At 46.2% G+C, this 25,293-nt stretch carries 30 protein-coding genes; all 30 read left to right on the forward strand.

The genetic code is table 11. The features are described from left to right. Window positions 1-6 precede the first annotated feature (6 nt). The 30 genes from IGI71_RS00575 (at window position 7) to fliS (ending at window position 25,248) form a co-directional block, all read left to right on the forward strand. On the forward strand, window positions 7-372 hold the full coding sequence (locus IGI71_RS00575; RefSeq protein WP_005231716.1) for a flagellar biosynthetic protein FliO: 366 nt from the start codon (window positions 7-9) through the stop codon (window positions 370-372). Next, the gene (gene fliP, locus IGI71_RS00580; protein ID WP_005232783.1) at window positions 369-1,133 is read left to right on the forward strand and encodes a flagellar type III secretion system pore protein FliP; all 765 of its coding nucleotides are present in this window, start codon (window positions 369-371) and stop codon (window positions 1,131-1,133) included. The genes IGI71_RS00575 and fliP overlap by 4 nt, the downstream gene beginning before the upstream one ends. A gap of 25 nt (window positions 1,134-1,158) precedes the next feature. Beyond that, window positions 1,159-1,422, forward strand: coding sequence for a flagellar biosynthesis protein FliQ (gene fliQ, locus IGI71_RS00585; protein WP_005226613.1), 264 nt, complete (start codon window positions 1,159-1,161; stop codon window positions 1,420-1,422). Window positions 1,423-1,434: 12 nt separating this feature from the next. Next, on the forward strand, window positions 1,435-2,184 hold the full coding sequence (gene fliR / locus IGI71_RS00590) for a flagellar biosynthetic protein FliR (RefSeq protein ID WP_005232781.1): 750 nt from the start codon (window positions 1,435-1,437) through the stop codon (window positions 2,182-2,184). A 30-nt stretch (window positions 2,185-2,214) separates the two neighbouring features. Next, window positions 2,215-3,282, forward strand: coding sequence for an EscU/YscU/HrcU family type III secretion system export apparatus switch protein (locus tag IGI71_RS00595; RefSeq protein WP_074535608.1), 1,068 nt, complete (start codon window positions 2,215-2,217; stop codon window positions 3,280-3,282). Window positions 3,283-3,301: 19 nt separating this feature from the next. After that, window positions 3,302-5,377, forward strand: coding sequence for a flagellar biosynthesis protein FlhA (gene flhA, locus IGI71_RS00600; protein WP_005232779.1), 2,076 nt, complete (start codon window positions 3,302-3,304; stop codon window positions 5,375-5,377). Between the two features lie 30 nt (window positions 5,378-5,407). Further along, entirely contained in the window at window positions 5,408-6,115 is a 708-nt protein-coding gene (locus tag IGI71_RS00605) for a sigma-70 family RNA polymerase sigma factor (RefSeq protein WP_005226623.1), read from the forward strand. Next, window positions 6,112-6,813, forward strand: coding sequence for a flagellar hook-basal body protein (locus IGI71_RS00610; protein ID WP_061053556.1), 702 nt, complete (start codon window positions 6,112-6,114; stop codon window positions 6,811-6,813). Before IGI71_RS00605 ends, IGI71_RS00610 begins: the two co-directional genes overlap by 4 nt. Before the next feature lie 10 nt (window positions 6,814-6,823). Then, complete coding sequence (locus tag IGI71_RS00615; RefSeq protein WP_430616054.1) at window positions 6,824-7,606, forward strand: flagellar hook-basal body protein; 783 nt, start codon at window positions 6,824-6,826, stop codon at window positions 7,604-7,606. A 12-nt stretch (window positions 7,607-7,618) separates the two neighbouring features. Continuing rightward, window positions 7,619-8,329: a cell division ATP-binding protein FtsE gene (locus IGI71_RS00620; protein WP_005226626.1), complete on the forward strand. Its 711-nt coding sequence runs from the start codon at window positions 7,619-7,621 to the stop codon at window positions 8,327-8,329. 154 nt (window positions 8,330-8,483) lie between these two features. Next, the gene (locus IGI71_RS00625; protein WP_005226627.1) at window positions 8,484-9,779 is read left to right on the forward strand and encodes a methyl-accepting chemotaxis protein; all 1,296 of its coding nucleotides are present in this window, start codon (window positions 8,484-8,486) and stop codon (window positions 9,777-9,779) included. Window positions 9,780-9,797: 18 nt separating this feature from the next. Beyond that, window positions 9,798-10,301: a chemotaxis protein CheW gene (locus IGI71_RS00630; protein WP_074535612.1), complete on the forward strand. Its 504-nt coding sequence runs from the start codon at window positions 9,798-9,800 to the stop codon at window positions 10,299-10,301. After that, window positions 10,273-10,782 carry a chemotaxis protein CheD gene (locus IGI71_RS00635; RefSeq protein ID WP_005226629.1) on the forward strand — a complete coding sequence of 170 codons (510 nt, stop codon included), beginning with the start codon at window positions 10,273-10,275 and terminating at the stop codon, window positions 10,780-10,782. The genes IGI71_RS00630 and IGI71_RS00635 overlap by 29 nt, the downstream gene beginning before the upstream one ends. Before the next feature lie 15 nt (window positions 10,783-10,797). Continuing rightward, window positions 10,798-11,808: a chemotaxis-specific protein-glutamate methyltransferase CheB gene (gene cheB / locus IGI71_RS00640; protein WP_430616056.1), complete on the forward strand. Its 1,011-nt coding sequence runs from the start codon at window positions 10,798-10,800 to the stop codon at window positions 11,806-11,808. A gap of 5 nt (window positions 11,809-11,813) precedes the next feature. Then, window positions 11,814-12,587, forward strand: a complete 774-nt coding sequence (locus tag IGI71_RS00645) for a CheR family methyltransferase (protein ID WP_005226631.1) — start codon at window positions 11,814-11,816, stop codon at window positions 12,585-12,587. Window positions 12,588-12,608: 21 nt separating this feature from the next. After that, the gene (locus IGI71_RS00650) at window positions 12,609-14,660 is read left to right on the forward strand and encodes a chemotaxis protein CheA (RefSeq protein ID WP_010748546.1); all 2,052 of its coding nucleotides are present in this window, start codon (window positions 12,609-12,611) and stop codon (window positions 14,658-14,660) included. Then, the gene (locus IGI71_RS00655) at window positions 14,657-15,244 is read left to right on the forward strand and encodes a chemotaxis protein CheC (RefSeq protein WP_005226634.1); all 588 of its coding nucleotides are present in this window, start codon (window positions 14,657-14,659) and stop codon (window positions 15,242-15,244) included. Before IGI71_RS00650 ends, IGI71_RS00655 begins: the two co-directional genes overlap by 4 nt. A 14-nt stretch (window positions 15,245-15,258) precedes the next feature. Then, entirely contained in the window at window positions 15,259-15,621 is a 363-nt protein-coding gene (locus IGI71_RS00660) for a response regulator (protein ID WP_159161151.1), read from the forward strand. A gap of 19 nt (window positions 15,622-15,640) precedes the next feature. Further along, window positions 15,641-16,030 carry a chemotaxis protein CheW gene (locus tag IGI71_RS00665; RefSeq protein ID WP_430616059.1) on the forward strand — a complete coding sequence of 130 codons (390 nt, stop codon included), beginning with the start codon at window positions 15,641-15,643 and terminating at the stop codon, window positions 16,028-16,030. Between the two features lie 17 nt (window positions 16,031-16,047). Then, a complete protein-coding gene (gene fliM, locus IGI71_RS00670) occupies window positions 16,048-17,058 on the forward strand; it encodes a flagellar motor switch protein FliM (RefSeq protein ID WP_430616060.1) in 1,011 nt (336 codons plus the stop codon). Then, on the forward strand, window positions 17,055-18,113 hold the full coding sequence (gene fliY, locus IGI71_RS00675) for a flagellar motor switch phosphatase FliY (protein ID WP_430616062.1): 1,059 nt from the start codon (window positions 17,055-17,057) through the stop codon (window positions 18,111-18,113). The genes fliM and fliY overlap by 4 nt, the downstream gene beginning before the upstream one ends. 95 nt (window positions 18,114-18,208) lie before the next feature. Continuing rightward, entirely contained in the window at window positions 18,209-18,484 is a 276-nt protein-coding gene (gene flgM, locus IGI71_RS00680; protein ID WP_430616063.1) for a flagellar biosynthesis anti-sigma factor FlgM, read from the forward strand. Continuing rightward, window positions 18,485-18,841, forward strand: coding sequence for a hypothetical protein (locus tag IGI71_RS00685; protein ID WP_005232752.1), 357 nt, complete (start codon window positions 18,485-18,487; stop codon window positions 18,839-18,841). A gap of 11 nt (window positions 18,842-18,852) precedes the next feature. Beyond that, a complete protein-coding gene (gene flgK / locus IGI71_RS00690; RefSeq protein ID WP_086294352.1) occupies window positions 18,853-20,376 on the forward strand; it encodes a flagellar hook-associated protein FlgK in 1,524 nt (507 codons plus the stop codon). 3 nt (window positions 20,377-20,379) lie between these two features. Beyond that, entirely contained in the window at window positions 20,380-21,300 is a 921-nt protein-coding gene (gene flgL, locus IGI71_RS00695) for a flagellar hook-associated protein FlgL (protein ID WP_016619541.1), read from the forward strand. Between the two features lie 137 nt (window positions 21,301-21,437). Then, window positions 21,438-22,520, forward strand: a complete 1,083-nt coding sequence (locus IGI71_RS00700; RefSeq protein ID WP_005226642.1) for a flagellin — start codon at window positions 21,438-21,440, stop codon at window positions 22,518-22,520. 102 nt (window positions 22,521-22,622) lie between these two features. Next, window positions 22,623-23,036 carry a flagellar protein FlaG gene (locus IGI71_RS00705; protein WP_086294353.1) on the forward strand — a complete coding sequence of 138 codons (414 nt, stop codon included), beginning with the start codon at window positions 22,623-22,625 and terminating at the stop codon, window positions 23,034-23,036. Window positions 23,037-23,040: 4 nt separating this feature from the next. Then, complete coding sequence (fliD, locus tag IGI71_RS00710; protein WP_430616065.1) at window positions 23,041-24,462, forward strand: flagellar filament capping protein FliD; 1,422 nt, start codon at window positions 23,041-23,043, stop codon at window positions 24,460-24,462. Between the two features lie 74 nt (window positions 24,463-24,536). Continuing rightward, a complete protein-coding gene (locus IGI71_RS00715; RefSeq protein ID WP_005232745.1) occupies window positions 24,537-24,866 on the forward strand; it encodes a hypothetical protein in 330 nt (109 codons plus the stop codon). 13 nt (window positions 24,867-24,879) lie between these two features. Next, window positions 24,880-25,248, forward strand: coding sequence for a flagellar export chaperone FliS (gene fliS, locus IGI71_RS00720; RefSeq protein WP_010748550.1), 369 nt, complete (start codon window positions 24,880-24,882; stop codon window positions 25,246-25,248). Window positions 25,249-25,293 lie beyond the last annotated feature (45 nt).

Here is a 25,293-nt window from a genome sequence, read left to right on the forward strand (position 1 = left end):
ATGTTGATGGAAACATTTTTATCGCTGGTCAAAATGATTGGGTTTTTGCTGCTTATTCTTTATTTGATCAACATCAGTTTGAAATATTTGAATCGTTACACGAACCAGCACAATCACCAGCTGCGTATTTTGCAAAAAATCGCCGTCAGCAAGTCGTCTTCGATCGGGATCGTCCAAATCATGGACAAATGTTATGTCATGAGCTTTTCTGAACAGCAAAACCAAATCATCAAAGAGTTGACGCCAGAAGAAACGGCCGCTTTTTTACAGCAAAGCCTAGAAAGCACCCAAGTGCAAGCTGGCAAAGACTTTTCTGAATGGCTCAACAAAGCCAAGGCGGAAATTGCTGGAAAACGAGGCAAGCAAAAATGAAGATCAAAGGCAGAGATATCAAGATCATGGCTGCGGTCCTTTTCAGCAGTCTGATGCTTCCGCAGACGGCATTTGCGCTAGACACGGAAGACGTCAGTTCCACCATCAACAATTTATTGTCGAATGGGAATGGCTCAAGTGATACGATCAATACCTTCTTGTTGCTGACGCTGCTTTCCCTTTTACCAGTCTTGCTGATCATGATGACTTCTTTTACTCGTATCATCATGGTCTTGTCCTTTGTGCGCAGTTCGTTAGGTACACAGCAAAACCCGCCCAATCAAGTGTTGATCGGGTTGGCCTTATTCTTGACATTTTTTATTATGAAACCTGTGTATACCGACGTCTATCAGCAAGCGATCGAACCGTTTGATCGACAAGAGATCAGCCAAGCCGAAGCCTTTGACCGCTCAGAAAAACGGATCAAGGCCTTTATGATGGTACAGACACGGGAAAAAGACATTGCCTTGTTTGCGGAAGCTGATGGGGAGACCGAAAAGTATCATTCTTCTGACGATGTTCCTCTGACCGTTATGGTACCGGCGTTTATTATCAGTGAGTTACGAACGGCTTTCAGTATCGGCTTTTTGATTTTTATCCCCTTTTTGATCATTGATCTGGTCGTCTCCAGTATCTTGATGTCGATGGGGATGATGATGCTGTCGCCGATCATGATCTCACTGCCCTTCAAGATCTTACTATTTGTTTTAGTGGATGGCTGGTATCTGATCGTGGAGTCGCTGATCAAGAGCTTTCAATAGCCGCTAAGAAAGGAGCCAAGAGGAAATGACAGTAGAAATGGTACTTGATGTGCTAAGGGAAGCCTTTCTTCGAATTTTAGCGATATCTGGCCCTGCCTTATTGGTTGGCATGCTCGTTGGATTGGTGATCAGTATTTTTCAAGCCACTACCCAAATCCAAGAACAAACGTTGAGCTTTGTGCCGAAACTATTAGCGATTTTTTTGACCTTGATCTTGGCGGGGAATTTTATGCTGAATCTCTTGTTGAATTTTACCAAAATGATTTTCAAGATGATTGCGGCAATGTAAGGAGGAAACCTGATGGCGCCGATTCAAGCGACGGTGTTGATTTTTTGTCGAATATTGGCGTTTGTCGTCCTTTGTCCGATCTTCTCACAGCAAAATTTTCCGTCACTGGCAAAAATCGTGATCGGCATGGCCTTGACGGTCCTATGCCTGCCGACGGCACCTGCGATTCCCGAGCTTTCCCTCTTTATGCTGACGGTTTTCGTCATCAAGGAAGTACTGTTTGGGATGGCGATGGGCTATTTGAGTCAGCTGGTCTTTACTGGTGTGGAAATTGCGGGTCAACTGATCGACTTTCAAGTAGGCTTTTCGATGGCGCAAGCCTATGATCCGACGTTGCAAATTGCCTCTTCCCAGTATGGCAAAACGTACTATTGGCTGACGATCGCTGTGTTTTTTGGACTTGATCTGCATCATCGACTGATCACAGCATTGCTGTTGTCATTTCGGATCGTGCCCTTAGGCTCTGTGGTGATCCAAGGCACGACGGTTGAAGGAATCGTCAAACTTTTCAGCCAAATGATGGTGATGGCAGTCAATCTTGCGGCACCAATGATCATTGCGCTGCTATTGGTGGACCTGGTGCTAGGTGTGATTTCTCGGTCGATTCCCCAGATCAATATTTTGATGATGAGTCTTTCGATGAAAACCGCCATCAGTTTTGTGGTGTTTCTCTTGCTACTACCCAACGTCCTTTCGTACTTAGGCAAACACTTGCCAGATACGGTCCGCTACTTGCAGGAGTTTATCGAGTCCTTTCAATAAAGTAACAGGTAGCCAGCAGGAGGTGAGAAGATGGCAGAAAAAGATGGCAAAACCGAACTACCTAGTGCCAAGCGTTTGCGGGATGCCCGCAAACGCGGGGAGGTCCCTAAGACCCAGGAATTAGCAGCAGCTGTTTCGCTATTGGTCTTCTCGTTTTTGATCCTGTCTTTATGGCAGTTTTTCGCCGCTTCTTTTTTGCCTTATTTTTCCCAAAGTTTGGCGCAGCTGGCTGATTATCAAACCAGTTTGGCGGATCTGCCGAAACTGGGGGTGCAGAGTATCTTGCTGCTGCTTTTGTTGTGTGCGCCCGTCTTTCTGGTCGCGCTCGGAGTCGGGCTTATCACGAATTATGCCCAAGTTGGTCTGTTGTTTTCTGGCAAGGCCGTCAAACCAGACTTTAAAAAGCTGAACCCCATCAGCGGGATCAAGCAGCAATTCAGTTTGCGCTCGTTGATGAATTTAGGCAAAACATTGGCGAAATTCGGCGTGATCGTCTACTTGTGCTACCAACAATTTTTAGCCGCCGTCCCTGTTTTACTGGGTTTGAGTGAAGTGGGGTTGGAAAAAACGATCCTGTTCATGCTGCTGCGGGCCAAAGAATTGTTTTTACAGATCTCGATTTTCTTGATCATTTTGGCCGTAGTCGACTACGGCTACCAACGCTATAGCCATCGTAAGAACTTGATGATGAGCAAGCAGGAAGTCAAAGAAGAGTTCAAGCAAATGGAAGGTGATCCGCAAGTCAAAGCACAGCGCAAAGCGAAGTACCGTGCGATGACCCAAAATGCCATCGCCAACGTCAAAGAAGCGACGGTTTTGATCACCAATCCGACCCATTTCGCCATTGCGATTCGTTACGATGCCAGTAGTGAAGGGGTGCCGCGGGTCCTGGCCAAAGGGGCAGATCAGCTGGCGCAGCGGATGAAAGCAGAAGCACTGAAAGAAAATATTCCACAGATCGAAAACCGTGAAGTGGCACGAGCCCTTTATCGCCAAGTAGAACCCGGGGATCTGATCCCGGTTGAGATGTATGAAGCCATTGCCGAAATCATCGCTTTGGTCTATCAGTTAGAAGAAAGCCAACGCGGCAAGATTTAAGGAAACAGGAGGAACAAAAATGAATGAGGCTGCCTCAAAACCGAAAAAAGGCATTGGTCTGGCGGATATCTTAATCTCGGTGATCGTCCTAGCTATTATTGGTTTGATTATTATTCCATTACCGAGTGCACTATTAGATATTCTGATCATTATCAATTTGACGATCGCGATCAACATTTTACTGATCACCCTGTTTACCAAATCAGTGTTGGAATTCACTACGTTTCCAACCTTGCTGCTGATCACAACGATGTTTCGTTTAGGTTTGAACCTATCTTCCACACGGTTGATCTTGACCCAAGGAAATGGTGGACACGTGATCGATGCCTTCGCCAATGTCGTTGCCGGCAGCAATTACATCGTGGGGATCATTTTGTTCGTGATCATCATGGTGGTTCAGCTAGTCGTCGTGACCAATGGTGCAGGGCGTGTCTCAGAAGTGACTGCTCGCTTCACATTGGATGCGATGCCCGGCAAGCAAATGGCGATCGATTCCGACCTAAATGCCGGTTTGATCACGGAAGCGGATGCCCGCAAACGACGAAAAGATCTGCAGCGAGAAGCTGATTTCTTTGGTTCGATGGATGGTGCCAGCAAGTTTGTCAAAGGGGATGCGATCGCAGGGATCTTGATCACTGTTATCAATTTAGTCGGCGGGGCGATCATTTTCTCCATGGGGGGACAAATGACCGTCATGGAAGCCTTCGCCCAATTCGGGAAACTGGCGATCGGGGATGGCTTGGTCAGCTCGATTCCCTCTTTATTGATTTCGATTGCTTCTGGGGTGATCGTGACTCGTTCTGATAACGATAGTTCCTTTGGTTTGGATATTGCGGCAGATGTGATGCGTAATCCCCAACTGTTTCGGATCGTGGGGGCGATTCTCTTCGTCTTAGCCTTAGTTCCTGGGTTTCCTTTTGTGCCTTTTGTGTTGATTGGCTTAGGCCTTTTCGCAGCCAGCTTTCTGGTGACGCAAAAAGAAGAAAAGCAGCGAGTGGAACAAAAACAATGGGAACAAAAATTGGCACTGGAACGCAAAAAAGAAGCACAGGAAGAAGACGATTCCGTGGCTTCCTTCCAAGTGGAACCAATCTCAGTGGAAATCGGTTATGGTCTGATCCCTATCGTGGATAGTTCGATCGACAACAGCTTGATGAACCGCATCGTGGCGATCCGTAAACAGAGTGCTAGAGAATTAGGGATCTTAGTCAGTCCCGTTCGTATTCGCGACAATCTCTATTTGGATGCCAATGATTACGTGATCAAGATCCGCGGCAACGAAGTCGGCCGCGGCGATATTTACCCGAATAAAGTCATGGTGATCAGTCCGAATGAAGAGCCGTTTCCTTTTCAAGGAATCGCAACAAAAGAACCAGCCTTTCATCTGGATGCTATGTGGATTGATGAATCCGATAAGGAGATGGCGGATCTGCAAGGGTTTACGATTATCGAGCCGTTGACCGTGATCGCAACACACTTAAAAGAAATCATCTATGCCCATGCACCAGAGCTGTTAGGTCGCCAAGAAGTCAAGAAATTATTGGAGGGCATCAAAGAGCAGTACAATGTCGTGATCGATGAATTGATCCCCGATATCTTGCGGCTCGGCGAGGTCCAAAAAGTTTTACAAAATTTATTGGATGAGCAAATTCCCATCAATGACTTAGCAACGATCTTAGAAACGTTAGCCGATTACGGCGTTGTCACGAAAGACGTAGAAGTTTTGACAGAATATGTCCGCCAAGCATTGAAACGGACGATCGCTGCCAAGTATGCCAATGAGAACCACGAGCTGCAAGTGGCGGTGATCCAGCCGAAACTAGAAGAAATCATCGCTCAAAGTATCCAAAAAACCGCAACTGGCTCGTACCCGGTCTTAAAACCAGATACCGTGACCAAGCTGTTGGATTCCATCAGTGGGATCCAACATGCGGCGATCGCTCAAAATATCAATTTCGTGATTCTGGCATCGCCTAAGATCCGGTTAGCATTCAAAAAAATGATCGTTTTTAATTTTCCAGATATCGCCGTTCTTTCTCTAAATGAGATTCCCAATGAAATTGCGATCGAAACGGTGGGCAGTATTGACATTTAAGCAGAATTTTCTTAGGAAGGGGCATCGCCGATGTATGAAGTCGATCGAGAAGCGGAGATCATCAAGTATCTGCCGCTAGTGGAACGGGTGGTTCAGCGCCTGTCTATCAAAACCGCCGATTATGAATCAGGCGATCTCTACAATATTGGGGTGATTGGGCTGATGGATGCCTTGCGGAAATTCGATCCCTCAAAAAAAGTTCCTTTTGAAAGCTATGCAGCGATTCGCATCAAAGGGGCAATTATTGATGAAGTACGCAAGCACGCCAAAATCTCCCGATACAAAATGGCGGCAGTCAATCAGTTTTATCAAGCACGGCAAGAGTTGGAGCAAAGCCTCAAAAGAGAAGCGACCGACACCGAGATCTGCAAACAGCTGGGAATCAACCAAAGTCAACTAGCGGATATTTATGAGAGTCTGCACTACTTAGCCAGCGTCTCTTTGGAAGATACCTTGTTTGCTTACCAAGAAGAAGGCATGACCTTAAAAGATATGGTTCGGGATCCAGCCGAAAATGTCGAAGAGACCTTGGTCGCTGAAGAAAAACGCACCGCCTTGGTGGCGTGCATCAAAAAATTAGGGGAACGGGAACAATTGATTTTAAGTTTGTACTATACCGAAGAACTGACGTTAAAAGAAATCGCTGAAATCTTAGAAGTCTCGATTCCGCGAGTTTCACAAATTCATGGCAAAACGATTGCCAAATTGCGCACATTGATTGAGGAGGAACTGGCATGATTCGAGGATTGGATGTCTTATCACGGAACATTTCATTATTACAAAAGCGACAAGAGACGACGAGCGGCAATATTGCCAATGTCAATACAACAGGGTATCAAGCAAAAACTTTGTTCCAGTCGGCGCTAGATGAAGTCGCATTGCATAATTACCAAAGCGGGCCCAATGCGGATACCCGCCGTGATATCGGTGGATTGTCTTTAGGGACCCAATTGGCAGGCAGTACCATCAGTCAAGACCAAGGCGCCGTCAAACAGACGGGACAAGCCAGCGATTTTGCACTGCTTTCCGAAGGCTACTTTGTCGTTCAAAACAATGCGGGGCAGCGGTTGTATACGAGAAATGGCGACTTTACCGTCAATCAGCAGAATCAATACGTGACACAAGAAGGCTATCTTGTCTTGGGTGCCAATGGACAAGCAGTCAGCGCCTTGGGACCAGCGAACTTTCAGATCCAAACATTCCCCCCAGAAGCATTGACTACAGCTGGTCAAAACTATGTGACTAGCAACGCAGCAGGAACCACGGTGAATGCACCCGTGATCCAGCAAGGTGCCTTAGAACAAGCCAATGTAGCGGTTGCCGATGAAATGGTGGCGATGATCCAGACTTCTCGCGAATTTGAAGCCAATCAGAAAGCCTTGAGTTCAACGAATCAGACATTGCAAAAAGCGGTCAACGAATTAGGAAAGATTTGAGGATGAGTCAATGAATATCAGTGGATTATTAGGAATCAGCCGTTCTGGGTTGAATCATTTGCAAACAAACTTAGATACGACAGCCAACAACATCGCCAACGTCAATACCAATGGCTACCAAGCACAAACGACCCATTTTCAAGCATTGATGGAAAATGCCATCGGTGCAGAAGAAACGCTATTTAATGGCAACGCCGCCCAATATGGTGCGTCAATGGGGGCAAAAGCGACTACGACTACCAGTTTTGCCCAAGGCAATCTGGCGGGCACTGCTCAGCCATTAGATCTCGCGATCCAAGGCAACGGCTTTTTCGGGGTCCGGGACCAAACTGGTCAATTGCTGCTGAGTCGAGCAGGCAATTTTCATTTAAGTGAGAACAAGCAATTAGTCAATAGTGAAGGGTACCCTGTGGCAATGACCACAAACGTACCAACCCCTCAGTGGCCAGATGCGCAGCAAATCGCAATAGATGCCAGCGGTCAGCTGACGACGGAAGAAAATGGCCAGACTCGCGTGTTGGGACAGCTGACCCTTTATCAGCCGACGAATACAGAAAACATCACACCAGTGGGCAACCAACTGTACCGTGCCGGTGATCAAGCGTTGCTTACTTCGCAAACCAATCCAGCAGCCTTTGGCAGCGTCTTGCAAGGACAGTTAGAACAGTCGACGGTGGATCTAGCGACGTCCATGGCAGACTTGTTAACGACCCAGCGTGCGTATGGATTGAATACGAAAGCCATGCAGACAGCCGATGAGATGTGGTCCGTGATCAATCGTTTTACAGATTAGAGGAGAAAGAACATGATTCGCTTAACCAAGGTCAGTAAAAAATTCAGCAATGGCACGTTGGCATTGGCCGATATTTCTGTTGCGATCCCTCAAGGAGAATTTATCTATGTGGTGGGTCCCAGCGGTGCGGGCAAATCGACCTTATTCAAATTGCTCTTGAAAGAAGAAGAGCTTTCGGCTGGTTCTATCCAAGTCGGCAATGTCTTGTTGGAACAACTCAAAGACCGTCATCTCTATATGGTTCGACGACAAGTCGGTATCGTCGGACAAGAAGATCTTTTGCTTCCTTATCTGACGGTTGCCAAAAACGTCGATTATGCGCTGCAAGTACTAGGCACTCCCCGCAAGCTGCGTCAGGAAAAAACCGCCAAAGCGCTGCAACTGGTGGGCATGTTTCCTCAAAAGGATCACTATCCTGAGGAGCTTTCCGTGGGACAGCGCAAAAAAGTAGCGATCGCGCGGGCGATCGTCACAGAGCCAGCAGTCTTGATCGCCGATGAGCCCACCGCCAATCTGGATGCCAAATCAGCCGTCGAAGTCATGAAACTACTCTTGCGGATCAATCAAGTCGGTGCCACGATCCTCTTGGCGACCCACGACAGTACGATGGTCAATACGGTCCGTAATCGGGTGGTCGAGCTGCAAAACGGTCGCTTGGTTCGTGATGAATATCAAGGCGGCTATACGCGCTTTGCTGATCCAAAAGATACATATGTCTGGTGAAGATGCTTAACTTTTCTAGCAAAAGATCCGATTAAAGAACTAGAAGATTGTTTTCATAATCGGATAAAGAAGGAGTGACCCAACGATTATCAAGTGAAGAGCGAATCTTGATAAACAGCACGACTGATCATTTTGCATAGGAAAGGATACTGTTATGAAGAAGAAGGTACAAGCTATCATCAAAAAAATCCGCTTGGCGGCGTTGATTCCGCTAGGATTTACCCTGATCGTATTATTAGGATGCTATTTCTTCGTGATCCGCACCCACGGAGACGGACAAGCAGCAAAAAGTTTTTTTATTTTTTCAGTAATCGTACTGCTGCTAGAAATCGCAGTGTTAGTAGGAATGACCTATTTGGTAAAAAAAGAGACCCACTCGGGCATGGATACGTTATTGACAGAACTAGAAGCAGTCGGTTCTGGCGATCTGTCGCATATCGATGAGATCGGCAGCAGCGACCAGACTTCTCTTTTTGGGCAAGTTCAAAATCGTTTTCAAGGGGTTTTAAACACCTTCAAAGCGGTGATCGTTGGCATGCACGAAGAAAGCAGCCGAATGGAGAAAATGGTAGGCGGCCTAACGACAACCTCAAAAAATGCCAAAAATTCAATTGAAAATGTGCGTCAGACGATGAATGCCATCGCAGATGCCACTAGTTCACAAGCCTCCGAAGCGGAACAAACCTCCTTTGATATGGACGAGCTAGCCTTAAGTATCGAAGAGATCCACAAAGAGATCGAATTGATGAACGGCTATGTCGGTCAATCCCAAAGCAGCAATGTCCACAATTCAGAAATGATGTTCCATGTGTTTGAAAGCTGGGAGATCGAACGGCAAAACCAAGCAGAATTAGTAGAAAGCATGAACGACATGAACGAAGATGTCCAAAGCATCGGTAAGATCGTTCAGCTGATCAATGACATTTCTGATCAGACCAACTTACTGGCATTGAATGCATCCATTGAAGCAGCTCGAGCTGGAGAAGCGGGCCGAGGGTTTGCCATCGTTGCGGAAGAAGTCCGCAGCTTGGCGGAACAAAGCAGTCAATCAACGAAAAGCATTCGTTCGATCATTGAAACGATCCGCAAAAAATCGGAAAAAGTGGTCTCTGCAGTGACGGATTCCTTTGAAAGCGGCGAAAAACAAACCAACAATATCAACAAAGCGATCGAGTCAGCCAATGAGATCTCTGATATTGTCGAAAAATTGGTTTCAAGTATTCAAGCCGTGGAAGCCCATATTACTGGGATCGTTGAGAAAAAAGACATGGTTCAAGTTTCCGTCAGCAACATTTCGGCTGCTGTTTCGGAAACCTCTGCCGGCACCCAAGAAGTAACGGCAAACTTAGAAGACTTCTACTTAGTCATCGAAGACTTTGAACGGAATGTGCAAGAGATCGAAACGATCGCCACTATCCTTAAATTCCAAGTGGATAGTTTCAAATTCTAAAAAGGAGCAGTGACGCCAATGGAACAATACGTTGTATTTAAAAGTCATCAACAACTCTTTGCCTTGCGTATCGACTATGTGGTACGGGTCATTGAGGCTGCTTCTTTTACACAGCTGCCGGAAGTGGCGGATTTCGTGCTGGGGATCCAGCCTTTTGAAGAGGCAATGGTGCCGATCATTGACATCCGCAAAAAGCTGTTTGATGAATTTACACCGGAAACTGGGCAAAATGTGGTCTTGTTGTGTCACTGGCAAGAGCAGGCGATCGGCCTTTACGTGGAAGAGATCGTCGGCATTTTACCGCTAGTTGAAAGTCCTAGCAATGCGGAACTAAATACATCAGGACTCAAGCAAAACTATATCGAAGCCTTTCTGAAAAAAGACGATGAACTTGTGCTGGCATTGGAGCTGCCGTTTCTCTTCAGCTATGAACAAGCCGCTGAGATGACGGCGGAGTTAGACGCCTATCAGACAGAGGAATTGGCAGCCGTCAATGACCATGACAATGATGACCGTGAATGAGGAACTGCATGTGGGGATCTCGGAGTATAAGATCGCCCAAGCGCCGACGCGTTTGATCACGGTGGGTTTAGGTTCTTGCATCGGCACGATCATTTACGATGAAGCCAGTCATATCGGCGGCTTGAGTCATATTATGCTGCCAGATAGTCAGCCTTTTTTGCACAAGCGGGAAATCAAGCCCGAGAAGTTTGCGGACTTGGCATTGCCAGCGATGGTGGCTGAGCTGGAACAAAAGATCCGTCGGCCTCGCTTTCAAGCGAAAATCGTTGGCGGCGCCAATATGTTTCAGTTCCAGACGCTTAACGCTGCCAGCAATATTGGTCAGCGCAATATTGAAGCCGTCGAGGAAGTCTTGGCTCGGCTAAACATTCCGATCGTAGCCAAACATGTTGGCGGCAGCGCTGGTCGAACGATGATCGTGGATCTTCAGGATTTCAAGACCATGGTTCGGCAAGTCAAACAAGAAATCGTTTATTTGTAAAAGGAGTACAGGGACATGAAAAAAGTAATGATCGTCGATGATTCGGCATTCATGCGGAAAGTAGTGACAGATTTATTGAATCAGCTGCCTGAAATCGAGGTGACCGTCGCTGCCCGCAATGGCAAACAAGCATTGGACTATCTGACCAAAGAAGCGATCGATTTGGTAGTAATGGATGTGGAGATGCCAGTGATGAACGGATTAGAGACCTTGCGGAGGATGAAACAGCAATCAGCCATTCCCGTCATCATGCTTAGTTCATTAACCAATCAAGAAACCACGATTGAGGCTTTGGCGCTTGGCGCCCGAGATTTTGTGGAAAAACCCGTCAGTCTATCGATGATCGAAAAAGAATGGATCGCTGAATTTCATCAAAAGATTTTGGCGATGGATCATGAAGTCGGTACGGTTCACCCGCCAGTACCAACGATTGCCCAGCCCACTAAGCTGACACAAAACAGCTTGCCGGTATCACTTGATGCGCTAGTCATTGGTGCTTCAACAGGCGGACCCCGTGCTTTGCTGGGAATTATTCGCCGTCTGCCTGCACGTTTGCGTTGCCCGATTTTGATCGTTCAGCATATGCCAGCGGGCTTCACGGCTTCCTTTGCAAAACGCTTAGACACAGAGACAACCGTTCGAGTACAAGAAGCAGTCGACGGCATGCGGATCGAAAATCAAGTGTATCTTTGTCCAGGGGATTACCACATGACCGTCCAACAAGGGCACCTGCAGCTGGACCAGCGAGAAAAACGGCATGGGACGCGGCCAACCGTCGATTATCTTTTTTCCTCAGCAGCTGACTACTATGGCCCGCAACTAGCGGCAGTGGTTTTGACGGGGATGGGAAAAGACGGCACCGCTGGCTTACGACAGATCCAAGCGGCTGGGGGCTATACGATCGTTCAAGACAAAGAAACGTGTACAGTCTTTGGGATGCCGCGGTATGCCATTGAACAAGGAGTCGTAGATGAAGTCCTGCCATTGCAGGGCATTGAAGCAAAAATTGCACAGATGGTCAGGTGAAGAAGATGGAAGAAGAATTTGCCTTATTTAATGCGTGGGTGGATCGCCGATTAGGGATTCCCTTAGCCGCATACAAAGAAAATCAAATGCAGCGCCGCATCCTTACGATCATGGAAAACAGCGGGGCAAAAACGTTGAGGGAATACCAGCAATTGATCGAAGGCGATGACGGGGTGCGGGCGGCTTTTTTAGCCCATATCACCATTAACGTAACGGAATTTTATCGCAACAAAGAACTGTTTGACGCCTTTGAACGCGTCTTGAAAACCATTGTTCTCCCGAAAACCACGCTGCCCAAAATTTGGAGTGCCGCATGTTCGATTGGGGCAGAACCCTATACGATCGCGATGCTGTTAGAAAAAAACCAAATTGCCGCAGCCAATGTCTTGGCTACCGATATCGATACGCAAATTTTGGCAAAAGCCAAGCAAGGACTCTATCGAGACCACGAATTGCGGAATGTCTCAGCGGCAGAACGTACCCGTTTTTTTGATGCAAAAGAAAAGAACCAATTTCAGATCAAACCAGAAATCAAACGGCGGGTTCATTTTAAGCAACACGATCTTTTGAAAGACCCGTACAATGGGCCTTTTGATGTGATCGTTTGCCGCAATGTGACGATTTATTTCAAAAGTGATGCTCGGGATGCCGTCTATCAAAAATTCAGCGATGCATTGGTCCCAGGGGGCATTTTGTTTACGGGAGCGACAGAAACGATCAATTTTGCGGAACAATTCGGCCTCAAGAAAATCGATTCGTTTATCTATCAAAAAGTATAATTTTGTAAAGGAGGGACCCATTTGGATGACAATAGTGTCTATCGTACCCTTTTCTTTGAAGAAACAGACGATCATTTAGCACAGTTGAATGATCATGTCTTGCAATTGGAAAACGATCCAAAAGATAGCGCCTTGCTGAATGATATTTTCCGTTCTGCCCATACCCTTAAAGGGATGGCGGCAACGATGGGCTATGACGTCATGACGCAGCTGACCCATAAAATGGAAAATATTTTTGAGTTATTTAAAACTGGGACCTTGCAAGTGACCCAGCAATCGATCTCATTGATTTTCAAATGTCTGGATCGCCTGTCAGAACTTGTGGAGGACTTGCGGGAAGAACGCGACCTGCAGCCAGCTCAAATTGCCGATTTATTGGCCGAACTTGACCAAACGGAACATTCTGGCGGTATATCAACCGAGACAGAAGCAAGCCAAAACCCCACCGCAGTGGGCGCGTTAACCCCACAGCTTCAACAGATCGATCCTTCTGATCTGTATGTGATCGAGCAAGCGGCTGGAGATGGCTATCAAGCGGTCCAAATTGCTGTTCGCTTAGATGCCCAATCCATGTTAAAAGGTGCTCGTGCCTTCTTGATCATGGAAAAGCTTGGCCAAGCAGGGGATGTTCTCTATACAGAACCAGATGCCCAAACACTTGAAGAAGGCACCTTTGAATCAGATTTTTCACTGCTGTATTTGACGCAGCAAACACTGGCTGATGTCGAGCAAAACATCGCCAGCAACAGTGAGATCGAAGCCTTCGTGGTGGCACCGTTTGATCCTTCAGCTGCTGTGTTGGAGGAGGCAGAAGAGCTGCTTCAACCAGTGCCGACCCCAGAGTCAGAGACTTCTGCTCTTCAGCAAGCGACAACAGAAACGAAAGAAAAATCGCCGGCGCCCGCGCATCATGCGTCCGCCCAAAATCAATCGATCCGAGTCGACTTGAATCGCTTAGATTCATTCTTGGATCTCGTGTCCGAATTGGTGGTCTATCGCAATCAATTAGAAGATGTCAGTGAGCGGGAAAACATCGAAGCAGTCAAAGACCCCTTAGAGCAAGTTTCACGATTGACCTCTGAGCTGCAAGATTTGGTCTTGCGGATCCGCATGCAGCAAGTCAATGTCGTCTTCAGTCGCTTTCCGCGAATGGTTCGGGACTTATCCAATGAACTGCAAAAGGAAATGGAACTTGTCATTTTTGGGGAAGAAACGGAATTGGATAAAACAGTGGTTTCTGAGTTGAGTGAACCTCTGGTCCATCTATTGCGTAATTCTGTCGATCACGGCATCGAAGCACCCGATGTTCGGGAAAAACTGGGCAAACCGCGCAAGGGCACGATTCGTTTGGCGGCCTACCAAGAAGGCAATCGCGTAATCATTACTTTAGAGGATGATGGCAAAGGCCTTGATCCGCAAGTAATCAAAGCAAGTGCTGAAAAGAAAGGGTTAGCAACGGAAGGCCTTTCCGATGAAGCGTTGCAGCAGTTGATTTTCCATCCTGGTTTTTCAACGGCACAAGAAGTGACTAACATTTCTGGGCGCGGTGTCGGGATGGATGCCGTGCAATCCAAGATCACCCAACTAGGGGGCACGATCGAAATGAAGAGCCAGCCAAATAAAGGCACGCAGTTTGTGATCAAATTGCCATTGACTCTGTCGATCATTCAAGCGTTGATGGTTCGCGTCGGAGCAGAAACCTTTGCGATCCCACTAAATCTCGTCGAACGCGTGGTGATGGTCAAAGAAGAAGAGATCATCCAGACGGTCTCGGATGAGGTCTATCGTTTTCAAGAGGAGTTGATTCCCTTGGTTCGGACCGATCAACTCTTAGCGATCGAAGGCGATCCATCTGAGAAAAAATTCGCCATCATCGTCAACAATGACCAGCAGTTTCACGGCATTTTGGCAGATGAGCTGATCGGCCAGCAAGAAATCGTCATCAAGAAAATCGATCCATTGCTGCAAAAGCTGAATCGCTATCAAGGAGCAACGATTATGGGCAACGGCTCGATCGCATTGATCCTAGACATTCATGCCATCTGTCAGGAAAAAAAGGATGACCGCTTATGAGCTATACAGCGCTGCAGATCGATGGTCTAAAAGAACTGATCAATATCGGCGGTGGTCACGCTGCGACTAGTTTATCAAAGCTCGTCCAACAACCGATCGATATGCGGGTACCGGAAGTCGAGATTCTAGCGTATGAGGACCTGTATCAGCAGATCATGGCGGAAGACAAAGAAGTTCATGTGGTGATGAGCCAGATCGAAGGGGCATTTCGAGGGATCTTCTTGTTTGTCTTAACGGATGAATCCGCCGCAAAATTGCGTCAGTTGATGATCCAAGAAAGCGATCCGTCTGAAGAATTGAAGCAATCGGTCATCAACGAGTTGACCAACATCCTTACCAATTCTTTTTTGATCGCGATCGGGCAACTGTTGGAAACCCAGCTGAGTGCGTCTTTACCAAGCGCCAGCTATGATTTCTTTGGCGCAGCGATCAGCTCCATCTATTTGGCGATGGCCCAGTATGATGAGCAGGTGATGGTAATCCGTAATGAGTTCGTCTACGCCAAAGAAACATTAGAGGCATCGTTATTTTTGATTCCAGAAATCGGTGTACTAGAAAACATATTTGATTCATTAGGAATTTGAAAGGGGCAAATACAATGTCAAAAAAAGTATTGATCGTGGATGATGCGGTATTTATGCGCATGAAATTAAAGGATATTTTAGAAAAAAACGGCTATGAAGTCGTGGGGGAAGCCCAAAATGGCCAAGAGGCTTTTGAAAAATACCAAGCAACGACACCAGACTTAGTGACCATGGATATCACGATGCCAGAAGTGGATGGCTTAGAGGCATTAAAAATGATCCGCACGTTTGATACGCAGGCCAAAGTCGTAATGTGCAGTGCCATGGGACAACAAGGAATGGTGATGGATGCGATTCGCGCCGGTGCGGTGGACTTTATCGTGAAGCCCTTTGACACGGACCGCGTAATCACTGCCATCGACAAAGCCTTTGCCTAATGCCTAGGAGGATAGCGACATGCAGATGATTCTTTTCAAAATGGCTCAGCAGTACTATTTGATCTCGGCGGACTCGGTGGACGAGGTCATTGATGCCCCTTCTTTTACGAAGGTGCCCTTAGCACCAGAGTGGGTGGAAGGGTTGATCAATCTGCGGGGGTCTGTCTTAACGGTGATTCGTTTGGCAAAATTGATTCCCATCATGGAACCAGCCTACGAAAAAAACATATTGATCATGAAGAAGCAAGAGGAGACCAAAGGGGTCCTCGTAGAAGAAGTAATTGAAGTTCTTGATATCACCGAAGACGATATCCAACTAAGCAATCAAGAGACAGAACATGCCGTTGGGGTCGTGACGATCGGTGAAAAAGTAGCCAGTGTGATTCAAATCGATCACATGATTTTTTAAAAAAATGGGGGATTAGTGTGGATCAGGTATTGACGCAGCAAGAGATTGATTTATTGTTGAATGCGATGAGCAGCGGAGAGATCGATCAAGAAATTATTGAGATAGAAGACAAACAAGCCAAAGTGAAAGCCTACGATTTTCGCCGACCAACAAAGCTGTCGAAAGAATACGTCAATACCCTGCACATGATCTTCGAGGATTTCTCGAAGATGAGCAGTAGCATGCTTTCTACCCAACTGCGGACCAATGTTTCTTTGCAGTTGGCAGCTATCGAACAAGTCAGTTATGACGAATTTATCCATTCGATACCAAAATTTACTTTGTTGGGGCTCTTTCATTCGCAGCCTTTGAGCGGGATTCAAATGATCGAGATGAACCCACAACTGTGTATGATGTTGGTGGAGTTGTTGTGCGGCGGCTTGGATGTCTATCAAAACAAGCCGATCGAAATGGATTTTAGCGAGAAAAAAAGTTTTACTGATATTGAAACAGCAATCTTGGAAGAAGTGGTGGAACAATTTGTACGGGTCTACCAAAATGTTTGGAAGGACATCGTTGCCTTGGATTCGGTTTTGGATGGAATCGATACGAATCCGCAATTGATGCAAAACATGTCGCCCAACGAACCCGTCGTGTTAGTGACCTTTACTATCAAAATTTTTGAAGTGAAACATTTTATCAATCTATGTATCCCTTATGTCTTCTTTGAAGGGATCATTGATAAATTAAGTTTCCGCAATTGGTTTGATAGCAATCAGCCAGTCAACCAAGACGATAGCCGCGAGTTGCAAAAAAGTTTGAATGGCGTCGGTTTGAATTTAGAAGTTCTGCTGGGCCATGCTCAAATGAGTCTTTCTGAGTTTCTCCACTTAGAAGAAGGCGATGTCATCAAACTAGACAAAAAAATTACTGAACCATTGGAGACTTTCATCGATGGAAAACCTTACTTCCGAGCAAAACCTGGGAAGCAAGAGGACCGTTTAGCCATTGAATTATTAGACAAGTTAGAAGAGGAGCAAGAACTATGAGTGAACGTTTATCCCAAGCAGAAATCGATGCATTGTTGAATCAAAGTGCCCCAGCCCAGCCACAAGGATTAGAAGAGCAAGTCAAAGTCGACATTATCGGCGAAGTTGGCAATATCTCCATGTCGCAAGCGGCGACGACGTTATCTTCCATTCTTGATCGTCGGGTCAGCATCACGACTCCCCGGGTGTCTAAAATCAAATTTGGTGAGATCTTAAACGACCTCGTTGCACCAAAAGTAGCGACGACAGTTGAATTTAAAGAAGGCCTTTTAGGCAGTAATTTGATGCTATTAGAAGTCAAAGATGCCATCGTGATCGCCGATTTGATGATGGGTGGAACTGGTGAAACCAGCAACACTCAATTTACGGAATTAGAGCTAAGTGCTGTGGCAGAAGCTATGAACCAAATGATTGGGACTGCCTCGACTTCGATGGCAACGATGATCAGCCGCAAAGTGGATATCTTGCCGCCGATCGTCAAACTATGGGAGACACCAGAAAACATTGAGTATAGCGGGATCGAGGCAGAGGAAGAGATTTACTGTATCTCATTTTCTTTGCGCGTCGAAGGTTTGATCGAAAGCAAAATCATGCAGATCTTTACGGATCTTGTGGTCAACGATATCGCCAGTGCGATGCTCTCAGACGAAGCGACTGTCGTTACTCGGGAAACACCAACACCGCAGCCAACGGCACCCGTTGCTGCACCTACGCCAGAACCAGCGGCTGCATCAAAGCCCGTGGAAGTCAGCAAACCTGCGTTTCAAACATTGGCCTCCAGCGGAGTGAGCGATGGGGATAATTTGGACTTGATTCTTGATGTGCCATTGGATCTAAGTGTCGTGTTAGGCCGCAGCAAAAAAACCATTAAAGACATTTTATCTTTCAATACGGGGTCCGTCATCGAGCTGGAAAAACTGACGGATGAACCGCTAGAGATTTTGTTGAACGGCAAACTGATCGCCACTGGGGAAGTCGTGGTCATCAATGAAAACTTTGGTGTGCGGATCACCAACATTCTTTCGCAAAAACAACGCATCCACAATTTGCATTAATTTGAAGAAATCGCAAAAAGTTAAACATATGGGTTTAACTTTTTTGTGATTTGACCGATAGTAGAGGGTAGAAGAATGAGAACGGAGGAGAACCTATGAAAATCGAAAGAGGTTACGCAGAATACAGCGACAAGACCATCAAACGTGAAGCGGTCAAACAAGAAAAGCCATCTGCTGCTCAGACAGAAAAAACCGTCGATGTTCAATTGTCCGAAACAGCTCAAGCCATTCAAAAGAGTGCCAATCAAACAGCCAGTCGCAGTGAGCGAGTGGCAGAATTGAAACGAGCGATCAAAGAAGGCACCTACCAAGTTTCTGCCGAAACGATCGCAGATAAAATGCTGCAACAAGATGAAAAGCAGGTCGACTAGATGACAGAACGGGAATTTGAGCGTCAGCTTCAGCAGTTCTTGCGGTTGCTGCAAAAAGAAAAGACCTGCTTGATCAAAAATCAAGCAGAAAAATTACCAGAACTCGTCGAGAAAAAAACCGCCTTCGTACCCGTTTTTTCCACGTATGAAGGAACTCTTTCAGTGACGATCAAAGAACTCATCCGCCAGATCCAAGTGCAGCAAGCCGAAAATCTCCTGCTGACGGAGCAAGCCATTAGTTTCCAAACTGTTTTGATGGATGCAGTCAAAGAAAATATCAAGACACCGGCAAATACGTATTCGAAATACCAAGAAAAACAAGCTGTCTCAACAGCGATCATCGATCAAAAAATGTAAGGAGTACTTCTATGACAGGACTATTTGGTTCATTAGGCACCGCAACCCGGGGCATGACCGCCAATCAAGCAGCGTTGCAAACCAGCAGCCATAACATTGCAAATACCAATACAGACGGCTACTCAAGACAACGAGTCAACTTGCAAGCCGAAGCGTCTTATCATTTAGCGGGTGTCGGCAGCATCGGTATGGGTGTGAAAGTCGGCAGTGTCGAACGGATCGTCGATGATTTTGTCATTGGACAAGTACGCAATGCCAATTCTACCTATACATATTATGAACAAAAAGCAGACATATTAGGACAGCTGGAAAGTTTAATGAATGAGCCTTCTGACAACGGACTGTCCAAACAGCTGGCAACGATGTTTGATTCTTGGACCGCATTAGCCAACAATCCTGAACTGGATACGTCTAAGACCCTTGTGCTGGAAAACAGCAGTACGTTTGCCGATACCATCAACCAAATGGGCAAACAAATGACGCAGCTGCAAAGCGATACGCTGGATACCATCGAAAAATCCGCGCTGGACTTCAATGAGAAGGTCAAACAGCTGCAATCCTTGAATGAACAGATCTATGGGTTGACGACGAGTGGTGAGACACCCAATGATCTTTTAGATCGTCGAGACAGTCTGTTGAAAGATCTCTCGGGTCTAGCAGGGATCGAAACCAAGACCGATCAGTATGGCCGTGGGTTTGTATCCATGAGCGGACAGACGATCTTAAGTGCGGAGGAACGCAATACCCTTAGTGTGGTGGTGGGACAAAGCGAGACAGGCGCCTTGGTTTCCAAAGACGGCAACGCCTTGAATCCTGCCGAAACCATCACAGGGTCTTATCCAGCTGGAACCGTCTTGTTGACGAAAACCACCGACAATGGCGAAACCGCCTATACAGAATTGCCGATCAAAGAAGGCGCGATCGGAGGCCTGCAAGCATCATCTGGGGAGATCGGCAGCCGCTTGACGGAATTGAACAACTTTACATCGACGATCGCGCAAGCCATGAACATGGTCTTTACCGGCGGCGCTTCTCGCACAAGCGGACTATTTGAGATCGGCCAAGATGATACCGGCACAGCGACGACGATTCGGGTCAGCCAAGCACTGTTAGATAACCCAAGTCTGGTGACCGGCGGAACGAGCAATGCAGCAGGAGATGGTTCAAGAGCTGCTGCAATGGCGAAACTCAGCAGTGCCAAATTGGATTTCCCGTTGTCAGAAAAGACGATCGCTTCTTTTGATTCTGAGACATTGACGTTTGCTAATGCAGCATCGGGCATGAGTGTCAGCAGTTATTTTAACAGCATCGTCACCAAAAACGGAATCTCAAAACAGCAAGCCGACAATACGGTCAGTGCCCAATTGTCGCTGCTGAATCAACTAGAATACAAAAATCAATCGGTGTCTGGGGTTTCATTAAATGAAGAAATGTCAGATGTGATTCGTTTCCAACAAGGATTTCAGGCCAATGCCCGCATATTATCGGTCGTTTCTGAAATGTTAGACACATTGATCAATCGAACAGGAGTGTAGACCATGCGTATTTCCAATTCAATCACCTACAATGATTTTTTACGAAATCTAGGAACCAACGCCTCCAAAGTCCAATCCACGTTGAATCAGCTATCGAGCTTAAAAGAAGTCAGCAAGTCCTCGGATAATCCACTGCTGGTTTCAAAAATCATGGATCTCAATGTGTCGTTAAATCAAAACAAAACTTACAACAATACGATCAAAGACAGTATTTCTTGGACAAAAGCCCAAGATTCTGCTTTAGAAAGCGTCAGTACTTCGATGCTGCGGATTCGCTCGTTGGTTCAATCTTCTGCCAATGCGACAGCTGGCAGTGAGGAATTAGGGGCAAATCGTTCAGAGATCGAGCAAGAGATCGAAGGCATCGTTGAATCATTAAACACCAACTTTGATGGCCGCTATCTATTTAGCGGAACGAATACGACGACGGCGCCTTTTGAGATCGTCAAAGAAAATGACGCCATCGTCGGTATCAAATACAATGGCACCAGCGAAGACTTGCCGCGAGAAATCGCAAATGGGGTCTCAGTGGATCTGTTAGCCAGCGGTGATCGACTGATGAACGAGACGGGCACCGCTACGGATCCCCAAAATTTAAGCACCTACTTCAATGATTTGTTGTCTGCGTTGCGCAGTGATGATAAAGATGCCTTAGGGGGCGAGCTTTTAACTGCTCATGACCAGCATGCCACCAATGTAGTGAATGTACGGGCGCAGATCGGCACCCTCTACAATCGCTTGGAGGCGGCAGCTGATCGAAATGAGACGGAAAAGCTGAACTTGACCGAAACACTGTCCAACAAACAAGACGTCGATATTGCGGAAAAGTATATGGAATATCAAAATCAAATGACTGCCTACCGCTCAACATTAGCAATGGGAACAAAGATCATGCAGATGTCCATTCTAGATTATTTAAATTAACCCAAAAAACTTTTGTTCTTTGACGGGAGCAAAAGTTTTTTATTTTTTTTAGAAAAAAGGCTTAACCCTGAACGGTTTCTTCCGATAAATAGTAGCAGAGGGAAACCTTAGCGAATAAAAATTAGGAGGAACTACACATGAGAATCAATACAAACGTTTCAGCATTGAATACTTACTCACGCCTAACGGCAGCAAATGCTTCTAAAAGCAATTCTTTGTCTAAATTATCTTCAGGCTTACGCATCAACAAAGCTGGGGACGACGCAGCTGGCTTAGCAATTTCTGAAAAAATGAAAGGCCAAATCGGCGGTTTGTCACAAGCAAAAAGCAATGCACAAGATGGTATCTCATTGATCCAAACAGCAGAAGGTGCATTAAATGAAACCCACAGCATCTTAGGCCGTATGCGTGACCTTGCGGTTCAAAGTTCAAACGGTACGTTAAGTGATGACGACCGCAGTGCGATCAACAAAGAATACACTGCATTGTCTGATGAAATCGACCGTATCAGCAATACCACTGAATTCAATACAAAAAGCTTGTTAACTGGTGAAGGCGATGATGCGAAATCATTCACTTTCCAAATCGGTGCCAACGCAAACCAAACAATGAGCGTTTCAATCAACAACATGAGCTCATCTGCCTTGAAAGTAAAAGGCTTAGATTTAACACAAGCCATTGACACAAGCGATGCCAAAGCTGTTGCTGCAGCAAAAGATAAAGCAGTAGCGACTGCCTTCAAAGCAGATGCTACAACAAAATATGCAGCGGACGGCACAGTTGATGCGGCAGCTGGTAAAACAGTTGCTGAATTACAAACAGCCATCGATACAGCAGCGGATGATACAGCAAAAGCAACAGCTCAAAAAACATACGATGATGCTTTAGCAACATTTACCGCTTCTGATGAAGGCAAAGCAGCAGCGGCAACTGTTAGCGTTGAAAACAACCCAATCACAAAAATCGATGAAGCGATCAAAGCAGTTTCTGCACAACGTGCGGATCTTGGTGCGGCGCAAAACCGTCTAGAACACACAATCAACAACTTAGGTACAACGCAAGAAAATCTATCTGAAGCAAACTCACGTATCCGTGACGTTGATATGGCGCAAGAAATGATGAGCTTTACGAAGAGCAACATCCTTTCTCAAGCAGCAACTTCAATGTTGGCACAAGCAAACTCAATGCCTAACAGCGTATTGAGCTTGTTACAAGGATAATTTTTGATCAAGTGAACCACTAACACAAGGACTGCCTAGGGGAAGCGCAGTTCTTGTGTTTTACATAGCAGCACAAAAACGCTTAGAAATGAGGAAGCTCTGATGGATATTCAGCCAATGTCAGGAATACACCCGATCGAAGCCGTTGCGTCGGTCGCTAAAGCACGTCCGATCGAATCCCTAGATCAAGAGAACGCCAACCTTCAGCCGCAACACCAAGAGGGGAAACTGGCGGAGAAAAAGGAACAGACAGTGGTCACTGAACCGCCGATCCACTATTTTTCAGTAGCCGATCAGCACAAGATCGCAGCCTCCGTGGAGGAAGTGAATCAGCGACTACTTGGCAAAGATATGAAATTGGCTTATGAAGTACATGAGCGCACAGGGCGTACGATGGTGCGTTTAGTGGATATGCAGACCAACGAAGTGATCAAAGAGATCCCGCCCGCCAACATGCTAGATGTGATTGGGAAAATATGGGATGACATGGGCATCGCGGTCGATCGAAAGGGATGAAAACATGGCAAGTGTAACCAGCAGTTCAGGAATCAGTACAACGCTAGGGAGTTATTCTGGCGTGACTTCAGAAGATATTGAAAAATTATTGGCGGCAGATGCGATCAACAAGACCCGCGCTGAGAATAAAATCACGTCGCTTAAAGCACAAAAAACGGCATGGAGTGATATCAGCACTCGCTTGACTAACTTTTTGTCAAAAGTCGATGTATTACAAAAAGATGATGCTTATCAAACGAAAAAAGCGACGACCACCAATAGCAGCATCGCTTCAATTGCAGGAACAACGGAAGCTCCAGAAGGCACCTATGATCTAAAAATCAACCAACTAGCAACAGCCACGAAGGTGACGGGAAGTCAAGTAGCTCAAAGCAGCAAAACGGCCCTAAACGTCAGTGGTCAGCTGTCATTGACCAGTTCGGAAGTCGATGAAGATGGCAAACCGATCACCGCTTCGATCGAGATCACGGCCGAAGACAGCTTAAAAGATGTGGCAGCCAAGATCAATAGCCAAAGCAAGACGACCTTCGTCGCGGCGAGCATCGTGGATAACCGTTTGATTTTAACGAACACCAAAATGGGCGACAAAAATTTCTTGATCGACGGCAATGCTGCCGAAGGGTTAGGGATCGGTTCAACTGCGACAACGACGCAAGGCCAACCGGCTATTTTTGAGCTAGACGGCATGAAGATCACTCGCGACAGCAACAGTGTGACGGATGTTATCGATGGTGTCACGCTGACGTTAGCGAAAAAAAGCGAGGAGCATGTGACGCTTTCTTTAGCCAATGATACCTCGAAAGTCGTTGATGCAGTGCAAGGATTAGTGGATCAATACAATAGCTTGATGAGTTTTATCGGCGACAATTTGACCGTGGGAGATCCTAGTAGTGAAAACAACAAGACGGGGACCTTGGTGGGAGACAGTGCGTTGACCCGTCTACAGACCCAATTGCGAAATTTGATTACCATTCCAGCCGTCAGCGGCTCAAAGCTGACCGCCAATAAGCTAGGCATCTCCACCGTCGATAATGATGGTACATTGGGATTGGATACGACAAAGCTAAAAGAAGCCTTAGCGGAAGATCCCGCTGCTGTGAAGTCTTTCTTTTATGCAAGTACGAAAACCAAAGAAGCTGATGGCACTGCGAGCACGAAAGAGACTGGCTATACACTAGCCCTAAAAGAATTAGCCAACAGCTATGTCGTCAATACTTCAGCCAATAAAGGGATCATTGCCACCAAATCTGCGACCTATGACAGTACCATCAAGGATTTAAACAAGCAGATCACACGGTTTGATGATATTTTAGCAATGAAAAAAGAGCGTTACATCACAATGTTTACCAAGTTAGACTCCGTGATGATGGAGGCTGAAAATCAGCTGAGCTACCTAAGCAATCAGTTTGCCAATACGTCAAACTAGGCAGGATAGCCGATTAAAGCAGTCATTTTTTCATTCGCATAAGAAACCCTCGTCAACATGAAAGGAAACAACCTATGGAGCCACACGTATCATTAGATGAACGTTTGAATCAGATTTTAACTGGTTTTGCCCAATGGCGCGGCGACAGCGAAGAAGCCAGTCGTTTGATGGCAGCCAATGCAGCGGTCATAGCAGCCATGCAAGCAGAAGCACAGAGCCATAGTCCACAAACCAGTGCGTTGGCGCAACAAGTGATCCAAGCGTATCAAGCGTTCTTAGACCAGGTCAAAGCCCAGCAGCAAGAGATCAAACAAGAACTGGGGCGTTTGAACCGCAAAAATAATCTTGTCAAAACGTATTTGCAGCAAGAAGACAGTGCCGCCTTCGTCGAATTTGATTTATAGTGAGGAAAAAAAGATGAATTATCAAAAAATGCAAAACAACTATTTGCAGAACCAAGTAATGAGTGCCTCCCCCAACAAACTGATTGAAATGCTGTTGCAAGCAGCGATCAAAAATATCAAATTAGCAGTGATCGCATTGGAAAAAGAAGATTTGAGCCAAGCTCATCAGCAATTTGTCAAGGCGCAGAATATTTTATTGGAATTACGGGTCTCTTTAGACCGTGAGCAAGGCGGCGCTATTGCTGAAGATCTCGATCAGCTGTATGGCTATATGTACGATCAGCTAGTCAGTGCCAATGTCCAAAAAGAGGCAGCCCCTGCAGAAACGGTCGTCCCACTTTTAAGCGAACTACTGGAAAGTTGGCAAACGATCACCCAATAAATTTGAGAAAAAGCAAAGAAATGACCACCTAAAACCTAGAAAAGT

Origin of the sequence: Enterococcus sp. DIV1279b, assembly GCF_050531515.1 — a bacterium.
Taxonomy (GTDB): domain Bacteria; phylum Bacillota; class Bacilli; order Lactobacillales; family Enterococcaceae; genus Enterococcus_D; species Enterococcus_D casseliflavus.

Coding starts and splice junctions, on each gene's coding strand:
- IGI71_RS00615 (WP_430616054.1), top strand. CDS start 6,824: ATGAATATCAGTGGATTATTAGGAATCAGCCGTTCTGGGTTGAATCAT.
- flhA (WP_005232779.1), top strand. CDS start 3,302: ATGAATGAGGCTGCCTCAAAACCGAAAAAAGGCATTGGTCTGGCGGAT.
- fliD (WP_430616065.1), top strand. CDS start 23,041: ATGGCAAGTGTAACCAGCAGTTCAGGAATCAGTACAACGCTAGGGAGT.
- IGI71_RS00715 (WP_005232745.1), top strand. CDS start 24,537: ATGGAGCCACACGTATCATTAGATGAACGTTTGAATCAGATTTTAACT.
- IGI71_RS00645 (WP_005226631.1), top strand. CDS start 11,814: ATGGAAGAAGAATTTGCCTTATTTAATGCGTGGGTGGATCGCCGATTA.
- IGI71_RS00575 (WP_005231716.1), top strand. CDS start 7: ATGGAAACATTTTTATCGCTGGTCAAAATGATTGGGTTTTTGCTGCTT.
- flgM (WP_430616063.1), top strand. CDS start 18,209: ATGAAAATCGAAAGAGGTTACGCAGAATACAGCGACAAGACCATCAAA.
- IGI71_RS00595 (WP_074535608.1), top strand. CDS start 2,215: ATGGCAGAAAAAGATGGCAAAACCGAACTACCTAGTGCCAAGCGTTTG.
- IGI71_RS00655 (WP_005226634.1), top strand. CDS start 14,657: ATGAGCTATACAGCGCTGCAGATCGATGGTCTAAAAGAACTGATCAAT.
- IGI71_RS00660 (WP_159161151.1), top strand. CDS start 15,259: ATGTCAAAAAAAGTATTGATCGTGGATGATGCGGTATTTATGCGCATG.
- cheB (WP_430616056.1), top strand. CDS start 10,798: ATGAAAAAAGTAATGATCGTCGATGATTCGGCATTCATGCGGAAAGTA.
- IGI71_RS00620 (WP_005226626.1), top strand. CDS start 7,619: ATGATTCGCTTAACCAAGGTCAGTAAAAAATTCAGCAATGGCACGTTG.
- IGI71_RS00625 (WP_005226627.1), top strand. CDS start 8,484: ATGAAGAAGAAGGTACAAGCTATCATCAAAAAAATCCGCTTGGCGGCG.
- fliY (WP_430616062.1), top strand. CDS start 17,055: ATGAGTGAACGTTTATCCCAAGCAGAAATCGATGCATTGTTGAATCAA.
- fliP (WP_005232783.1), top strand. CDS start 369: ATGAAGATCAAAGGCAGAGATATCAAGATCATGGCTGCGGTCCTTTTC.
- flgL (WP_016619541.1), top strand. CDS start 20,380: ATGCGTATTTCCAATTCAATCACCTACAATGATTTTTTACGAAATCTA.
- IGI71_RS00705 (WP_086294353.1), top strand. CDS start 22,623: ATGGATATTCAGCCAATGTCAGGAATACACCCGATCGAAGCCGTTGCG.
- IGI71_RS00630 (WP_074535612.1), top strand. CDS start 9,798: ATGGAACAATACGTTGTATTTAAAAGTCATCAACAACTCTTTGCCTTG.
- fliQ (WP_005226613.1), top strand. CDS start 1,159: ATGACAGTAGAAATGGTACTTGATGTGCTAAGGGAAGCCTTTCTTCGA.
- flgK (WP_086294352.1), top strand. CDS start 18,853: ATGACAGGACTATTTGGTTCATTAGGCACCGCAACCCGGGGCATGACC.
- IGI71_RS00700 (WP_005226642.1), top strand. CDS start 21,438: ATGAGAATCAATACAAACGTTTCAGCATTGAATACTTACTCACGCCTA.
- IGI71_RS00635 (WP_005226629.1), top strand. CDS start 10,273: ATGACCATGACAATGATGACCGTGAATGAGGAACTGCATGTGGGGATC.
- IGI71_RS00605 (WP_005226623.1), top strand. CDS start 5,408: ATGTATGAAGTCGATCGAGAAGCGGAGATCATCAAGTATCTGCCGCTA.
- IGI71_RS00665 (WP_430616059.1), top strand. CDS start 15,641: ATGCAGATGATTCTTTTCAAAATGGCTCAGCAGTACTATTTGATCTCG.
- fliR (WP_005232781.1), top strand. CDS start 1,435: ATGGCGCCGATTCAAGCGACGGTGTTGATTTTTTGTCGAATATTGGCG.
- fliS (WP_010748550.1), top strand. CDS start 24,880: ATGAATTATCAAAAAATGCAAAACAACTATTTGCAGAACCAAGTAATG.
- IGI71_RS00610 (WP_061053556.1), top strand. CDS start 6,112: ATGATTCGAGGATTGGATGTCTTATCACGGAACATTTCATTATTACAA.
- IGI71_RS00685 (WP_005232752.1), top strand. CDS start 18,485: ATGACAGAACGGGAATTTGAGCGTCAGCTTCAGCAGTTCTTGCGGTTG.